Here is a 14,377-nt window from a genome sequence, read left to right as displayed (position 1 = left end):
CGGTCCACCTCGGTCGATCGGCCAGAGCGCCCGGCCGTCCGGCCAGAAGTCGTCGGCCGACCGTCACCGTCGGGTCGCTGCTCCGTATCCTCGGAGGATGGCTGAGGGGACGCGTGCGCGCAGGTGGGTGCGCGCCCTGTCGCCGCTGACGCCGCACCGGACCCGCCGCGAGTGGGTCGCCGACGGCGTCCTCTTCGCCGTCTCGCTCTGGTCCTGGTACTACTACGCCTTCCTGATCCACCCGTCGTTCGTCGACGGGGTGAGCGACTGGTTCTGGCCGGTCGACCAGGTCCTCGGGTTCGTCGCGTGCCTGCTGCTGTGGTGGACACGCCGGTACCCCCGCACCGTCGGGCTGCTGCTCGTGCTCCCCGGCGCGCTGGCCATCACCGCCTCGTTGCCCACCCTCATCGGTGTCTTCCGGATGGCGAAGTGGTCGCGGCCGCTCAGCTCCGTGGCCATCACCGCGCTGCACATCGCGACCGCGCTGCCCTACCACTGGGTCTTCCCGCTGCCGGACATGCCCCTGATCGTCTGGCTCGTGACGATCCCGCTCATGTACGCGCTGGTCCTGTGCGGCGGGCTGCTCGCGCGGTCGCGCCGCCAGGTCATCGAGGGTCTGCGCGAGTCCGCGGCGCGCGACCGCGAGCGCTACGAGGAACGGCTGACCAGCACGCGTCGCGACGAGCGCGAACGGATCGCCCGCGAGATGCACGACGTGCTCGCCCACCGGGTGTCCCTGCTGTCGGTGCACGCGGGTGCCCTGGAGTACCGCACCGACCCCGACCGCACGGCGACCCCGCCGACCACGCAGGAGATCCACGAGGCCGCGGTCGTCATCCGCGAGAACGCGCACCGGGCCGTCGAGGACCTGGGCGAGCTCCTCACCGTGCTGCACGAGGACGAGGTGTCGATGCGCCCGCAGCCCCGGCTCCGGGACATCCCGCAGCTGGTCGCGGAGGCGCGGCTGGCGGGCGAGTCGGTGGACATCGAGATGGCCGTCCCGAGGGACGGTCTGCGCGAGTCCATGCAGCGCACCGCGTTCCGCGCGGTGCAAGAAGGGCTCACCAACGCCCGCAAGCACGCCCCGCACGCGACCGTCCGGGTGGTCGTCGCCGAGCAGGACGACGACCTGCTGGTCGAGGTGGAGAACGCGGTGCCCGTCGGGCTGACCTCCGCCGAGATCCCCGGGGGCGGCCGGGGGCTCGTCGGGCTCGCGGAGCGCGTCCGGCTGGAGGGCGGCCGGATGGACGCCGCGGTCCGCGACGGACGGTTCCGGCTGACGGTGGTCCTGCCGTCCGGGGCGCGATGACCGACCAGACGATCCGGGTCCTGCTCGTCGACGACGACCCGCTGGTGCGGACCGGCCTGAAGCTGATGCTCGCCGGTGCCGACGGCATCACGGTCGCCGGGGAGGCGTCCGACGGCGACGAGCTCGACGACGCCGTCGCCCGCACCGACCCGCAGGTGGTGCTCCTCGACGTCCGGATGCCGCGCCTGGACGGTGTCGCCGCGCTGCGCCGGCTGCGCACCACGCCGCACGGGTCGGCCATCGCGGTCATCGTGCTGACCACCTTCCGGACGGACGCGGTCGTCCTCGACGCCCTGCGCGCCGGCGCCGCGGGGTTCCTGCTCAAGCACACGCCCCCGGAGCAGATCGTCGACGCCGTGCGCACCGCCGCGGCCGGGCAGCCGATCGTCTCCCCGAGCGTCCTGACGCAGCTGATCGAGCACGCCCGCTCCGGAGGCAGCCCGGCAGCGCCCGACCTGCGCGAGGCCGGGCTCAGCGAGCGGGAGGAGGAGGTGGCGCTCGCGGTCGCCGACGGGCTCAGCAACGCCGAGATCGCCGAGCAGCTGTACCTGTCGCTGGGCACCGTGAAGTCGCACATCTCCAGCGCCCTGACCAAGCTGGGGCTGGAGAACCGGGTCCAGCTCGCCATCCGCGCGCACGACGCCCGCCCGAGGGACTGAGTGTGCTCGGATGAGCCCGTGAGCGACGACTTCCCCGAGCTGGTCTCCACCGGCACCCTGCCCCGCCTCGAGCTGGTCGAACGCCTGATGCAGGAGGCCCACGACCGGTACGCGGGCGTCGACGAGGGGGCTGTCGCCGACTACATCCCGGCGCTGGCCGACGCCGACCCCGCGTTGTTCGGCCTGAGCATCGTGTCGGTCACGGGTGCGTCCCACAGCGTCGGCGACGCCCGGCACGAGTTCTCCATCCAGTCCGTGTCCAAGGCGTTCGTGTTCGCGCTCGTGTGCGACGCGCTCGGTCCGGAGGCCGTGCTGGAGCGGGTCGGGGTCAACAACACGGGCCTCGCGTTCAACTCCGTGATGGCGCTGGAGCTCAACGGCGGCAGCCCGATGAACCCGCTGGTCAACGCCGGCGCCCTTGCCACGACGAGCCTCGTCCCCGGGGCGACAGCCGCCGAGAAGTGGGCGTTCCTGCAGGCCGGGCTGTCCGCGTTCGCCGGGCGCCCCCTGACCCTCGACGGCGACGTCTACGCCTCCGAGGCGGCGCACAACCGCCGCAACCAGGCCATCGCCCGCCTGCTCGAGTCCTACGGCCGCATCGCCCACGACCCCCTGGAGACCACCGACGTCTACACGCGCCAGTGCTCCCTGCTCGTCTCGGCGACGGACCTCGCCGTCATGGGCGCCACCCTCGCCGACGGCGGCGTCAACCCGGTCACCGGCGAGCGCGTGGTCGACCCGTCGGTGTGCCGGTACGTGCTCGCCGCCCTGGCCACCAGCGGCCTCTACGAACGCTCGGGCGAGTGGCTGTTCAGCATCGGGCTGCCCGGCAAGAGCGGCGTCTCCGGCGGCATCGTGACCGTCGCGCCCGGCAAGGGGAGTCTGAGCACCTTCTCGCCCCGGCTCGACGCGGCCGGCAACAGCGTGCGCGGCCAGCTGGCCACCCGCTACCTGTCGGGCGCGCTGGGCCTGAACCTGTTCGCGTCCCGCCCGGAGGCCGGGTCGTGACCGCTGACTCCCCGGTCCGCAGCCGTACCGGCACACCCGAAGGAGCCGATGCCCCGTGATCGTGGAGTCGTCGGTCATCGTCCCGATCCCGCCCGAGACCGCCTTCGCGGTGTCCCAGACCACCGGCGAGACCCGGCTCCGGTGGGACCCGTTCATCCGTCGGCAGGCGTTCCTCGACGACGCCACCGCGCCCGCCAAGGGCGTCCGCACGCTCACCCGGCACCGCTCCGGCCTGCGCATGGTCAGCGAGTACGTCTCGTACCAGCCGCCGACGAACGTCGGGATGAAGATGGTCGACGGTCCATGGTTCTTCGCCGTCATGGCGGGCGGCTGGCGGTTCGCCGCACTGCCCGACGGCAGCACGAGGGCGGTGTGGCGGTACAGCTTCACCTGCCGGCCGCGCTGGCTGGCGCCGGTCGCCGAACGCGTCGGTCGGGTGGTCCTGCAGCGCGACATCGACCGCCGGATCGCCGGCTTCGCCCGCGGCTGCGCCGACCCCGCGGTGCTGGCCGCGGTCGGCGGCTAGATCAGCCTGTCGCGGCACGCGTTCCCGGCTTAGGCTCGGGGGACCCGCCGCAGCCCGCGACCCGACCCACGGGAGCACCCGTGACCGACACCATCGACCGGCCGGTCGACCTCGACCTCGACGACGACCTCCTCGAGCGCCCCGTGGTGACCCGGCGTCCGCTGCACGCGCCGGCTCCCGCCTACCAGCCGCTGTCGGCCACGGTGCAGTACCCGCCGGGTCCGGTGCCGGACGTCGAGGACGCGGTGCCCGAGCCGCTCCCGGTCCGTGCGCGACGTGAGTGGCCTCGTCTGCGGCTGCGGCTCCGGCTCGAGCTCCGGCCGTCGGCCTGGCCCCGGTCCCGGGTCGCCGCCGGGCTGCTCGGGATCTTCCTGGGCGCCTTCGGCCTGCACCGCATGTACCTCGGCTACTGGCGTCGCGGCCTGACGATGCTCGCGATCACGGTGGTCGGCGGGTTCTTCACGCTCGGGCTGGCCGCGCTCGCCATGGGCCTGTGGGGGTTCACCGAAGGGCTGCTCGTGCTGTCCGTCCGCCGGGGCCGGTACGCCCGCGACGCCTACGGCAAGCAGCTGCGCGGCTGATCAGGCTCGAGCGCGTCCACGAGGTGCGCGACGGACCCGAGGTCGACGACCCCGCTGCCCGCTGCCCGCTCGCTGACCGCGGGCCGGAGCGCGTCCAGCGCCCGACGGCCGGCGGCGCGGTGGCCGGTCTCGACGACGGCGCGGCCGACGAGGCACCACATCGCCTCGAGCAGGAGGTCGCGTGGCGGGTCGGGGACCGCGTCGAGCGCCGCGACGGCCTCGGACGTGCGGCCCGCGCGGGCCAGCAGGAGCGGGCGGACCCACGGGTCGTAGGGGCCGGCGTCCACGTCGGGCAGCGGCCGGTCGTCGCGCACGGCGTCGGTCACCCCGCTGAGAAAGGCGATGCCGTGCGCGAAGCCGGGCATCTCGTCGGCGGGCGGCGGCACGACGGAGGCGTCGGTGAACGTCCGGCGGAACCACGCGGTGAACACCCTCGCCAGGGGGCGTTCGTGCCGGGCGGCCAGGGCGTCGACCGCATCGGCCTCGACGGTCGCGGCGGGGACGTCGTCGAGCGCGCACAGCGCCTGGAGGCGGATCAGGCGTCCGTGGATCTCGGACGTGGGCAGCTCGGCGGTCGTGGCGACGGCGACGACCTCCGCCCCGATCGCCTCGCGCTCGCGGGCTCGTCCGGCCGTCCCGAAGCACTGCATCCACCGGGCGCCGAGCGCGAAGCACAGCAGCTGCGGGTCGCCGGTCGAGCGGGCCAGGCGCACGGCCTCGTCGGCCTCCGCCACGCGGTCCGCGGTGCCCCGCGACTCCATCGCGACCGTCGCCAGGAGCCGTGCCCGGGTGCGGCCGGTGGCGGTGGGCAGGAGCCGGAGCGCCGCGCCGACGAGCGCGGCAGCCTGCACGGGGTCGTCGGACCGGGTCCAGATGCCGGGGACGTCGAAACCCCCGACGATCCGGGCGGTGAGCTCCGCGTCGCCGAGCTCCTCCGCCGCGGCGATCGCAGCGAGCCGCTGCTCCCCCACGAGCCCGAGCCCACCGGACGTCGCCAGGCCGGGGAGGAGGGCGTTCGCACTCTCCAGCTGCGCGCGGGCACCCGACCGGGCGTGCGCCGTGGCGGCCCGCAGCAGGAGCGACCCGCCGGTGTCCGGCACGTCGCCGCGCAGGAGGTCGCGCTCCAGGTCGGCCAGCCGCGGGCCGGGGTCGAGGCCGAGCTCGTCGACGAGCTGCGTCCTCGCGCGGCGCAGGACCGCGAGCGCCTCGGCCCGCCGCTCGCTGCGGTAGAGCGCCAGCGCGAGCAGCCGCCAGCCGTTCTCCCGCCACGGGTGCGCCTCGACGTGCTGCTCGAGCAGCGGCACCACCTCGGCCCCTCCGCCCTCCGCCGCGCGCTCAACGGCGTCGGCCCGGAGCGCGGCGAGCCGAGCGCGTTCGGGCTGCGCCCAGGGGCGGTCGGCGAACTCCTCGAACGGGAGGTCGGTGATCTCGTCGTCCCGGACGGTCCACAGGTCGACCGTCGCGCCCCGCAGCGCGTACCCGGCGCCCGCCGTCACCAGCACCGTCGGGTCCGTGCGTGGCGGCCGGTCGGGTTCGAGGACGCGGCGCAGCTCGCCGACGAACGTCCGCACCGCACCGACCGCGCCGGCGGGTGGGTCGGGCCAGAGCTCGTCGACCAGCCGGTCCGTCGAGACCACCCGGCCGTGCGCGGCGACGAGCAGGCCGAGGAGCTCGCGGTGCCGGGGCTTGGTCAGACGGAGCGGGGTGCCGTCGAGGTCGGCCTCGATCGGACCGAGGACCCGGATCCGCGGCGCACCCACGCGGTCACTGTAGCCGCGGTGACCTGGCGATGATCCGCCGCTGATCGGGCGCTGATCGGACCCCGTGAGGGTGGGCGCCATGACGATCACCCTCCCCGGATTCGACTACCACCGCGTCCCCGCCGCCGACGGCGTGAGCATGTCCGTCGCGGTCGCCGGCAGCGGCCCCGCGGTCGTGCTGCTGCACGGCTTCCCGCAGACGCACCTCATGTGGCGGCACGTCGCCGCCGACCTGGTGGCCGACCACACCGTCCTGGTTCCCGACCTGCGCGGCTACGGCGCCAGCGACAAGCCCGCCGAGGCGGACGAGGACACGTACTCCAAGCGCACGATGGCGGCGGACGTCGTCGCCACGGCCCACGCGCTCGGCGTCGAGTCGTTCGCGCTGGCCGGGCACGACCGCGGCGCCCTCGTCGCGACCCGTGCCGCCCTCGACCACCCCGCCACGGTCACGCACCTGCTGACCCTGGACGTGCTCCCGACCCTCGACATGTGGGACATCCTGCGCGGTGCCGACGCGAAGGTCGCGTGGCACCTCTACCTCATGGCCCAGCCGGTGGGGGTGCCCGAGCCGATGATCGAGGCGACCGCCGACCGGTTCTTCGCGTCGTTCCTCGACCACTGGGTGCAGCATCCCGACGCGATCCCGGCGGAGTACCGCGCCGAGTACCTGCGCGCGTCCCGCGAGGCGGTGTGGTCGATCGTCGCCGACTACCGCGCCTCGGCCGGGGTCGACGTGCGTCACGACCGCGAGGACCGCGCGGCGGGCCGGACCCTGCAGATGCCCGTCACGGTGATCCAGCAGGACTGGGGCGCCGCGCTCGGCTACGACGCCCCGGCGCTCTGGCGCGCGTGGGCTCCCGGCGTCGACCACCGCACCCTCGATGCCGGGCACTTCATGGCCGAGGAGGCCCCGGACCAGGTGATCAGAGCGCTGCGAGAGCTGATGACCCGGTGAGGTCGTAGCTGCGGGCGACGAGGCGGGTCGCTGCACGCGGGCTGATCGTCAGCCCGAGGCCCATCGAGCGGAGCACGGCGACGACGGCCGTGGCGTGCAGCGACCCGTGCCGCTCCAGCACCAGGTGCACGCGCCCGCGCGACCGCTCCGCGCGGTGCAGCCCGAGGATCGTCGTGGACACGGTGGTGTGCAGGGGGAACCGGTCCCGGGCCACGGCGTCGTCGTCGTGCTCCAGGATCACCAGGTCCGCACCTCCCAGCTCGGCCCGCAGACCCTCGACCCGCCAGTGCACGGGCGCGTCGAGGCCGCCGGTGACGTGCCGGGACCGGTTCGCCGACGAGATCGCGAGCGGCTCGCCGCCGACCGCGGCGGAGGCGGCGGCGAGGAACGTCTGCGACGGGCACGCGTCCCCCGGCACGATGACCTGCGTCGTGGCCAGGTCCCCGTCGCGGCCGGTCAGGTCCGCCGGCACGTGCCCGGCGGCCGGGCCGCGGAACCCGAACGGGCCGAGCGCGCTGAACGCGTCGACGACGTCCCGCACCAGCGACGGCGGCACGGTCGACGGCAGCGCGGACAGGTCGAAGGCGTCCAGGACGTGCCCCGTCGGCGCGGTCACGCTGCCGGTCTGGTCCAGCGGCCGGCCCTTGAGCGCGTTGACCCGCCGGACACCGTCGCCGCGGGACGTCAGCGCGTAGATCGCGCCGAACCCGTGCGCGACGGGCGTCCCGGCGGCGAGCAGGGCGGCCGCGCGCCGCGCGTCCGCGGGACGGTCGAGGACGAGGCGCGCTGGGGCGTCGGACATGGTGGTGCCTCCCGGGGGTCACCAGGGAGGACGACCGAGGCCGCCCGTGGATACCGCTGTCACACCGCGTCCTCGGCCGGTGTCTTGTGTCCGACACCCGCTCACCAGGAGGAGACATGACCAGCACCACCCGCGTCCCGGCCGTCGCGATCACCGGCCTCTACGGGACGGTCGTGAAGACGTTCAGCACGAAGATGTTCGGCAAGGTGCCCGAGTCGCTCGGCGTGCTGTGGAACAACCCCGCGGTCCTCAAGCTCTCCATGACGCTGGGGCAGAAGTCGTCGCGGTGGCACGCGTGCGACGAGGACCTGAAGTCGTACGCGCACATGGCGGCGGCCTCCCTCATCGGCTGCTCGTGGTGCCTGGACCTCGGCTACTTCCAGGCCCACAACGAGGGGCTCGACCTGACGAAGGCACGGGAGATCCCGCGGTGGCGCGAGTCGGACGTGTTCACGCCCCTGGAGCGCGACGTCCTGGAGTACGCGGAGGCGATGTCGCAGACACCGCCGACGGTCACCGACGCGCTGTCCGCGCGGCTGCTCGACCAGCTGGGGGCGCCGGCGCTGGTCGAGCTGACGTCCTGGGTGGCGCTCGCCAACCTCTACGCGCGGACCAACGCCGCGCTCGGCATCGAGTCGGAGGGCTTCGCGGCGTCGTGCGGCCTGCCACCCCTGGCGCAGCAGCGCGACGTAGCGTCACAGGCATGACCGACCCCTTCGTCGCGCACCGCAGCCTGCTGTTCACGGTCGCGTACGAGCTGCTCGGCTCGGCCGCCGACGCCGAGGACGTCGTGCAGGAGACGTGGCTGCGGTGGGCGGACCTGGGCGACGACGGCCGGGCGGAGGTGCGCGACGCGCGGGCGTACCTGGTGCGCATCGTCACGCGGCAGTCGCTCAACCGGATGCGCACGCTGGCCCGACGGCGCGAGGACTACGTCGGCGAGTGGCTGCCCGAGCCGCTGCTGACCAGCCCCGACGTGGCCGACGACGTCGAGCTGGCCGACAGCGTCTCGTTCGCGATGCTGACGGTGCTGGAGACGCTGGACCCGACCGGTCGCGCGGTCTTCGTGCTGCGCGAGGTGTTCGACGTCCCGTACGACGAGATCGCGCAGGCCGTGGGCAAGTCGCCGGCCGCGGTGCGCCAGATCGCCCACCGCTCCCGCGAGCACGTCGCCGCCCGACGACCGCGCCACCGGGTCAGCAGGACGGAGCAGGCGGCCGTCGTCGACCGGTTCCTGGCCGCCGTCCGCGGCGGGGACCTGCAGGGGCTGCTCGACGTGCTCGCACCGGACGTGGTCGTCGTGGCGGACGGCGGTGGCGTGGTGTCCGCGGCTCCGCGCCCGATCGTCGGCTCGGACAAGGTGGCAGCGTTCCTCAGCGGCCTGGCCCAGCTGACCGTCGAGTTCACGACGACGCCGATGTGGCTCAACGGGGCACCCGCCGCGCGCGTCGACCTCGGCGGGGAGCTCAACACGGCGATGAGCCTTGTCGTCGAGGACGGCCGGATCACGCGCATCTACGCGGTCCGCAACCCCCACAAGATGGCGCGGCTGGAGGAGGAGACGACCCTCAGCCGGTGACCGCGCGCAAAGGTCGGCTGCGGGCGTCGTGGCGCAGCCGTGCCACGGCCAGCTCGGTGTCGGTGTCGGCAGGGAGCAGCACGACGATCTGCTGCGCGTCGGCCGCGGGCAGCTCCATCGTCTCCCGGTCCCAGCGCAGCTCGTGGCCCGACGGGTGCCGCAGGCCCAGCGGGACGGTCGGGGGCGTCAGGTGCCGGTGCAGGCGGCGGGTCAGCTCGTCCCCCGCGAGGGGGGTCAGCTGGTCGATGAACCACTCGGTGCTCTCGAGGGAGGGGCCGAGCCACAGGTCGAACGCCCGCTCGTCGGCCACCTGGTCCCAGTCGAGGAAGAACGTGCGCGCCCGGGGGTCGGTGAACACGAACCGGGTGAGGTTCGGCTCCGCCGGCTCCAGCAGCCCGACGTCCTGCATGACCAGCCCGAAGGTGCTGGTCCACGCCAGGACGTCGCCCCACCGGTTGGTCACGAACGCCACGGCCGGCTCGAGCAGCTCGAGGGTCTGCCGGGCGCCGGCTCGGACGTGGCGACTGGGCGGGGCGGGGACCCGCGCACCGGTGCACGCCGCGCCGTCGGTGATCTTCATCAGGTAGCGCAGGTGGTCACGCTCGGCGGGGTCGAGGCTCAGCGCGTCCGCGACGGCGTTGACCACCCCCGGGGACGGATGACGGTCCCGGCCCTGCTCGAGCCGCGTCAGGTACTCGACGCTGATCCCAGCCCGCGTCGCCAGCTCCGAGCGCCGCAGCCCCGGCACGCGCCGACGGTCCCCGGGCGGCAGCCCCAGCGTCTCGGGCTGGATGCGGTCCCGCGCGGCCCGGATGAAGTCCCCCAGCGGCGTGCTCACGTGGCGAGCCTACGATCCGGGACCGGGCAGGTCACCAGCTCAGCGTGGCCCTCGTGGGGCCAGCCTGGACCCGGCCTGGTCATGGGTGCGGCGACGACGCACGGTGGCCGCATGAGCGAGAACACGAGCAAGCTGGTCATCATCACCGGGAGCGTCCGCGAGGGCCGGTTCGGTCCGGTCGTCACTGACTGGGTCGCAGCCCGGGCCCACGAGCACGGTGGCTTCGACGTCACCGTCGTCGACCTGGCAGACGTCGACCTTCCCCTGGCGCTGCCGGACGGATCACCCCGCTCCGACTCCTATCCCCGTCCCGACGGCATGCGCGCCGTCACGGAGCGGCTCGACGAGGCCGACGCGTTCGTCGTGGTGACCCCGGAGTACAACCACAGCTACCCCGCGTCGCTGAAGGCCCTCATCGACTGGCACTTCACGCAGTGGGCTGCCAAGCCGGTCGCCTTCGTCAGCTACGGCGGCGCCGCGGGCGGCCGGCACGCGGTCCTGCACCTGGAGAACGTCTTCACCGAGCTGCACGCCGTGACCATCCGCGACGGGCTCGCCTTCCCGCACTACTACGCCACCTGGGAGGAGGGCGCGCCACTCGACGACTCAGCCGCCGTGTACGCGAAGACCTTGCTGGAGCAGCTGTCCTGGTGGGCCGACGCGCTCCGCACCGCGCGGGAAGCGGTGCCCTACCCGGGCTGAGCGACGTGCGGCATCGTGGGGAGATGACGGAAGCCGCCACCCCTGACGCCGCTCGTCCGGCCGGTCTGCTCCGGGCGGTCGACAGCGTGCAGCTCCCGGTGCCGACCTCGACGCGGCGCTGGCCTTCTACCGCGACCGGCTCGGGCACGAGCTCGTCTGGCGGACGGCGACCGCGGCGGCGGTCCGGCTCCCGCAGGACGAGACCGAGCTGGTGCTCCAGCTGGAGCGGCCGGAGGCGGAAGTCGACTTCCTCGTCGCGTCGGTGGACCAGGCCGTCTCCGAGCTGGTCGCCGCGGGCGGCACCCTGGTCGAGGCGCCGTTCGACATCCCTGTCGGCCGCGTGGCGCGGGTGGCGGACCCGTTCGGCACGGTGCTGACGCTGCTCGACCTGAGCAAGGGTCGCTACGCGACGGACGCCGACGGCAGGGTCACGGCTGTGCGGCCGGTGCACCGGGGTCCAGGTCCCGCTGCAGCGTCTCCAGCTCCGTGAGCATCGCCTCGACGCGGACGCGTTCCGCCGCCGCAGCAGCCTCGGCGGCCGCGACCGCTGCGTCACGCGCCGGCACGTCCACCTCGTCGCGGGCCAGCAGCGCGGCAGCGGCGGCAAGCGTCTCGTCGGCGGGCGCCATCGGCAGGACGGTGCCGTCCCACCACTCCCACGACAACCGCAGCCGCTGACGGTCCGACGCGGACATCGACGCGACCTCGGCACGCTTGGCCTCGTACGACTCGCGGTAGAAGGTCAGGGAGGCCGTCTCACCGCTGACCGTCGCGCGCGCCTCGGCGTTCGCGTACTCCTGGGCGACCAGGGCGTCCGACGCGGCCTGGATCTCGGCGGTCAACCCGTCGAGCACCGCGACCCAGTCCGCGTGCACCGCCGCGAGTGCGGCCCGGTCGGACACGAAGCGGGAGTAGGCGGCCTCGAGCTGTCCGTCCAGCCCGCCCGCGACCCAGGCCTGCGTCCCGACGTACGCGAAGAGCTCCGTGGGGCGGTTCTCCGTGGTGCTCCCGACGGAGGCGGCGATCTGCTCGTGGATCGTGTCGTCCGCCGGGAGCGACGCCACCACGGACTCGAGCAGTGCGGTCAGCCGGGTCTGCTCGGCCGGGTCCAGCGTCTCCCAGGCCGCGTGGAGCGTCTCGTGCGCCACCGTCTCGACCAGGAACCCGCGCAGCCGGGGGTCGGACGGGGCGTAGGCGATGATCGAGCCCGTCTCGGCGAGGTAGCAGCCGACGGCTCCGTCGGCACGCACCCTCGGCAGGGTGCCGACCCCCCGGCAGCGTCCGGCGAACTCGTCGGCCCCGAGGATCTCGGTCCGCGCCCGGTAGAGCAGCTCGCGCCCCTCGTCGGACAGGTGGGCGGCGTCCGCGAGCGCGACGACCTCGGCCGACGGCGGCGGCGGTGCCGGCTGCACCAGTCCCTCCAGCGACGAGGTGACCCCGTCGGGCAGGGCGGGTCCCCCGCTCGTCCACCACCAGGTGCCGGCGGCCAGCACGGCGACCACACCGATCACCAGGCCGGGCCTGCGCCGCCGCCGCCGGACCGTGACGAGGGGCGGGAGGTCCTGGCCTGCGGCGCTGCGCTCGTCGATGACCCACTGCGGGACCCGCCCGCTGGGCGAGCGCGGCAGGTCCTCGGGTGACAGGGGCACCTGGTGACCATCGGACGCCGGAGGTCCGGACTGGAGCGGGCCGGTCACGCGGCGTGCCGCTCGAGCAGGTCCGCGGCAGCGCGGGTGCCGCCGAGGGAGCGGAGCTCGGCACCCAGCCGTGCCGCCGTCGACCGGTAGCGGGGATCGGCGGCGACGGCCCGGTACGCGTCCGCGATCGCCGCGGGCCGCGGGGTGCCGGTGCGCAGGTTGATCCCGGCACCGTGCCAGCCGATCCGCGCCGCGATCTCGGGCTTGTCCAGGTCACCCCCGGCGACGATCAGCGGGATGTCGTGGCGCAACGCCTGGAGCACCGCGCCGTAGCCGCCGTTGGTGACGACGACCGACACGTGCGGCAGCAGCTGCGGGTACGGGACCATCGGTGCGACGCGAGCGTTCGCCGGCAGCGGCCCGGGCAACGGGTCCGTGCGGTGGCCCAGCCCGACGACGACGAGCACGTCCTCGTCGGCGAGCGCCTCGAGCGTCGGCAGGATCAGGTCCGTCGGGTCCACGTTCGCCGTCCCCTGCGTCACGTGCACCACGGGGACGCCTGCCTGCTCGACGTCCGTCCACCACGACGGGAGGGCTGCCGGCCGGCCCGGGACGCCGTCGTCGGTGAGGTCCCCGACGAACCGGACGTGCGCCGGCAGGTCGTGGCGCGGGTAGTCGATCCCGGGCGAGCCGGCCGCGACGACGAGCTGCGGTGAGAACCACATCGTCGCGAACGTCTCCCGGTCCCGCGGCAGGCCCACCTGCTCGCGGGTGCCCTGGTACAGCCGGGTGAGCGCGGCGGTGCCCGCGCGGGCACCGGCTCCGAGCACGGCGTCCCGGGCCGTGCCGACGAGCCCGCGTCCCGGGGTCAGCCCGAGCCCCGTCGGCGGGATGCCCTTGCCGGGGGGCCAGACCGCGATCGGGGAGACGGTCGCCCAGCGGGAGCCCAGCCGCTCGGCGGCGAACCGGGTGCCCAGGGCCATCGGGTCCCCGGCGATCAGGTCCCACGGCTCGTCGGCCGCGAGGGCGAGCAGGTCCTCGCACTGCGCGGGGGCGGTACCCAGGAAGAGGTCCTGCAGGTTGATGAGCACCTGCCGGAAGCCCTTGGCGTCCCGCATGCGCGGGAACGTGGCGCCGAGGTCACGCTCGTCCAGGTCCGGCGCCGCACGCCACGGCACCCCGCGCGCGCCGACCTCGTCGAACATGCCCGTGTACGACCTGCCCGTGTAGACGCGCACGTCGTGACCGCGGCGGACCAGCTCCGCGGCCACCGCGCGCACGGGTCGGGCATGGCCGGCGAACGGCATGCTCGTCATCAGGATCGACGCCATCGGGCGAGTATCCCGCCCCGGCTGCCGCGACGGGGCGTCCGTGGCATCGTGGACCGGCATGGCTGTGATCCTCGACATCACCATCTCCCTCGACGGCTTCGTCACCGCCGCGAACGCCGGGCCGGACAGCGGGCTCGGCGACGCCGGTGAGGCCCTGCACGAGTGGGCGGTCGGCGCCGACCGCACGCCGCAGGACGTGGAGCTGCTGGCGTCCCTGACCGCCGCGACCGGTGCGGTCGTCATGGGGCGGCACACGTTCGACGTGGTCGACGGCCCGAACGGCTGGAACGACGACATCCACTACGGCGCCGACCAGGGCGACGTCCCGCCGCCGTGCTTCGTCGTCACGCACCAGGCCCCCGAGCACGTGCGGCTCACCGACCGGATGACGATCGTCACGACCGGGCTGCATGACGCCCTCGACCAGGCAGCCGCAGCCGCGGGCGAGAAGGACGTGTTCATCATGGGCGGCGGTGAGCTGGGCGGGTCGGCGCTGCGCGAGGGTGTGGTCGACCGGCTGCACCTGCACGTCGCTCCCCTCCTGCTCGGTTCGGGCACGCCGCTCTTCGAGGGGTCGCGCGTGCGGCTGCGGCTCGACGAGCCGGCGACGGTCGTCACCCGCAACGCGGCGCACCTGCACTACGACGTCGTGCGGTGACATCCCCTTGTCAGGGGCGTCTGGGAGCG

The 14,377-nt window shown here is 74.4% G+C and carries 15 protein-coding genes and 1 pseudogene; 11 read left to right on the top strand and 5 right to left on the bottom strand.

The window, feature by feature from the left end; all coding sequences use genetic code 11:
• Window positions 1–97 precede the first annotated feature (97 nt).
• The 5 genes from CXY01_RS11575 to CXY01_RS21040 all read left to right on the top strand — a co-directional run bounded on the left by CXY01_RS11575 (window position 98) and on the right by CXY01_RS21040 (window position 4,083).
• On the top strand, window positions 98–1,309 hold the full coding sequence (locus CXY01_RS11575; protein ID WP_146927593.1) for a sensor histidine kinase: 1,212 nt from the start codon (window positions 98–100) through the stop codon (window positions 1,307–1,309).
• Complete coding sequence (locus tag CXY01_RS11570; protein WP_146927592.1) at window positions 1,306–1,968, top strand: response regulator; 663 nt, start codon at window positions 1,306–1,308, stop codon at window positions 1,966–1,968. The genes CXY01_RS11575 and CXY01_RS11570 overlap by 4 nt, the downstream gene beginning before the upstream one ends.
• Before the next feature lie 18 nt (window positions 1,969–1,986).
• On the top strand, window positions 1,987–2,976 hold the full coding sequence (glsA, locus tag CXY01_RS11565; protein WP_246125269.1) for a glutaminase A: 990 nt from the start codon (window positions 1,987–1,989) through the stop codon (window positions 2,974–2,976).
• Between the two features lie 55 nt (window positions 2,977–3,031).
• On the top strand, window positions 3,032–3,502 hold the full coding sequence (locus CXY01_RS11560; protein ID WP_146927591.1) for a type II toxin-antitoxin system RatA family toxin: 471 nt from the start codon (window positions 3,032–3,034) through the stop codon (window positions 3,500–3,502).
• Window positions 3,503–3,582: 80 nt separating this feature from the next.
• The gene (locus tag CXY01_RS21040) at window positions 3,583–4,083 is read left to right on the top strand and encodes a TM2 domain-containing protein (protein ID WP_222594540.1); all 501 of its coding nucleotides are present in this window, start codon (window positions 3,583–3,585) and stop codon (window positions 4,081–4,083) included.
• Here CXY01_RS21040 and CXY01_RS11550 read toward each other — a convergent pair.
• Window positions 4,059–5,843 carry an AfsR/SARP family transcriptional regulator gene (locus tag CXY01_RS11550; RefSeq protein WP_146927590.1) on the bottom strand — a complete coding sequence of 595 codons (1,785 nt, stop codon included), beginning with the start codon at window positions 5,841–5,843 and terminating at the stop codon, window positions 4,059–4,061. The two genes, CXY01_RS21040 and CXY01_RS11550, sit on opposite strands and share 25 nt — an antisense overlap.
• Window positions 5,844–5,922: 79 nt before the next feature.
• Here CXY01_RS11550 and CXY01_RS11545 point away from each other — a divergent pair, with 79 nt between their 5' ends.
• Window positions 5,923–6,801 (top strand): alpha/beta fold hydrolase, encoded by an 879-nt coding sequence (locus CXY01_RS11545; protein WP_146927589.1) that lies wholly within the window; start codon window positions 5,923–5,925, stop codon window positions 6,799–6,801.
• On the opposite strand, the gene CXY01_RS11540 is transcribed toward CXY01_RS11545, so the two are convergent.
• A complete protein-coding gene (locus CXY01_RS11540; RefSeq protein WP_146927588.1) occupies window positions 6,770–7,603 on the bottom strand; it encodes a hypothetical protein in 834 nt (277 codons plus the stop codon). The two genes, CXY01_RS11545 and CXY01_RS11540, sit on opposite strands and share 32 nt — an antisense overlap.
• Before the next feature lie 116 nt (window positions 7,604–7,719).
• Here CXY01_RS11540 and CXY01_RS11535 point away from each other — a divergent pair, with 116 nt between their 5' ends.
• Together CXY01_RS11535 and CXY01_RS11530 are read left to right on the top strand one after the other, a co-directional pair.
• Complete coding sequence (locus tag CXY01_RS11535) at window positions 7,720–8,310, top strand: carboxymuconolactone decarboxylase family protein (protein WP_146927587.1); 591 nt, start codon at window positions 7,720–7,722, stop codon at window positions 8,308–8,310.
• Window positions 8,307–9,182, top strand: a complete 876-nt coding sequence (locus CXY01_RS11530; RefSeq protein ID WP_146927586.1) for an RNA polymerase sigma-70 factor — start codon at window positions 8,307–8,309, stop codon at window positions 9,180–9,182. Before CXY01_RS11535 ends, CXY01_RS11530 begins: the two co-directional genes overlap by 4 nt.
• Here the strand turns inward: CXY01_RS11530 and CXY01_RS11525 are convergent.
• A complete protein-coding gene (locus tag CXY01_RS11525) occupies window positions 9,172–10,020 on the bottom strand; it encodes a helix-turn-helix domain-containing protein (RefSeq protein WP_146927585.1) in 849 nt (282 codons plus the stop codon). The genes CXY01_RS11530 and CXY01_RS11525 overlap by 11 nt on opposite strands.
• A gap of 111 nt (window positions 10,021–10,131) precedes the next feature.
• Between CXY01_RS11525 and CXY01_RS11520 the strand changes: the two genes are divergently transcribed.
• Window positions 10,132–10,722, top strand: a complete 591-nt coding sequence (locus CXY01_RS11520; RefSeq protein ID WP_146927584.1) for an NADPH-dependent FMN reductase — start codon at window positions 10,132–10,134, stop codon at window positions 10,720–10,722.
• A 112-nt stretch (window positions 10,723–10,834) separates the two neighbouring features.
• A pseudogene (locus CXY01_RS11515) lies at window positions 10,835–11,212 on the top strand (VOC family protein); the annotation flags it as partial.
• On the opposite strand, the gene CXY01_RS11510 reads toward CXY01_RS11515, so the two are convergent.
• Both CXY01_RS11510 and CXY01_RS11505 read right to left on the bottom strand, forming a co-directional pair.
• Entirely contained in the window at window positions 11,151–12,371 is a 1,221-nt protein-coding gene (locus CXY01_RS11510) for a hypothetical protein (protein WP_146927582.1), read from the bottom strand. The pseudogene CXY01_RS11515 and the gene CXY01_RS11510 sit on opposite strands and share 62 nt — an antisense overlap.
• A 44-nt stretch (window positions 12,372–12,415) precedes the next feature.
• Window positions 12,416–13,690 carry a glycosyltransferase gene (locus CXY01_RS11505; RefSeq protein WP_146927581.1) on the bottom strand — a complete coding sequence of 425 codons (1,275 nt, stop codon included), beginning with the start codon at window positions 13,688–13,690 and terminating at the stop codon, window positions 12,416–12,418.
• Window positions 13,691–13,748: 58 nt separating this feature from the next.
• Between CXY01_RS11505 and CXY01_RS11500 the strand changes: the two genes are divergently transcribed.
• Entirely contained in the window at window positions 13,749–14,348 is a 600-nt protein-coding gene (locus tag CXY01_RS11500) for a dihydrofolate reductase family protein (protein ID WP_146927580.1), read from the top strand.
• Window positions 14,349–14,377 lie beyond the last annotated feature (29 nt).

It is taken from the genome of Cellulomonas xylanilytica (assembly GCF_007989805.1).
GTDB lineage: Bacteria > Actinomycetota > Actinomycetes > Actinomycetales > Cellulomonadaceae > Cellulomonas > Cellulomonas xylanilytica.
The sequence above is the reverse complement of the archived record's forward strand: the minus strand, read 5'-3'. Positions and strand labels throughout refer to the sequence as shown.

Bases quoted from the DNA above. Each gene is read 5' to 3' on its own strand.
- CXY01_RS11530 (WP_146927586.1), top strand. From the start codon at position 8,307: ATGACCGACCCCTTCGTCGCGCACCGCAGCCTGCTGTTCACGGTCGCG.
- CXY01_RS11520 (WP_146927584.1), top strand. From the start codon at position 10,132: ATGAGCGAGAACACGAGCAAGCTGGTCATCATCACCGGGAGCGTCCGC.
- CXY01_RS11540 (WP_146927588.1), bottom strand. From the start codon at position 7,603: ATGTCCGACGCCCCAGCGCGCCTCGTCCTCGACCGTCCCGCGGACGCG.
- CXY01_RS11535 (WP_146927587.1), top strand. From the start codon at position 7,720: ATGACCAGCACCACCCGCGTCCCGGCCGTCGCGATCACCGGCCTCTAC.
- CXY01_RS11500 (WP_146927580.1), top strand. From the start codon at position 13,749: ATGGCTGTGATCCTCGACATCACCATCTCCCTCGACGGCTTCGTCACC.
- CXY01_RS11575 (WP_146927593.1), top strand. From the start codon at position 98: ATGGCTGAGGGGACGCGTGCGCGCAGGTGGGTGCGCGCCCTGTCGCCG.
- CXY01_RS11545 (WP_146927589.1), top strand. From the start codon at position 5,923: ATGACGATCACCCTCCCCGGATTCGACTACCACCGCGTCCCCGCCGCC.
- CXY01_RS11570 (WP_146927592.1), top strand. From the start codon at position 1,306: ATGACCGACCAGACGATCCGGGTCCTGCTCGTCGACGACGACCCGCTG.
- CXY01_RS11505 (WP_146927581.1), bottom strand. From the start codon at position 13,690: ATGGCGTCGATCCTGATGACGAGCATGCCGTTCGCCGGCCATGCCCGA.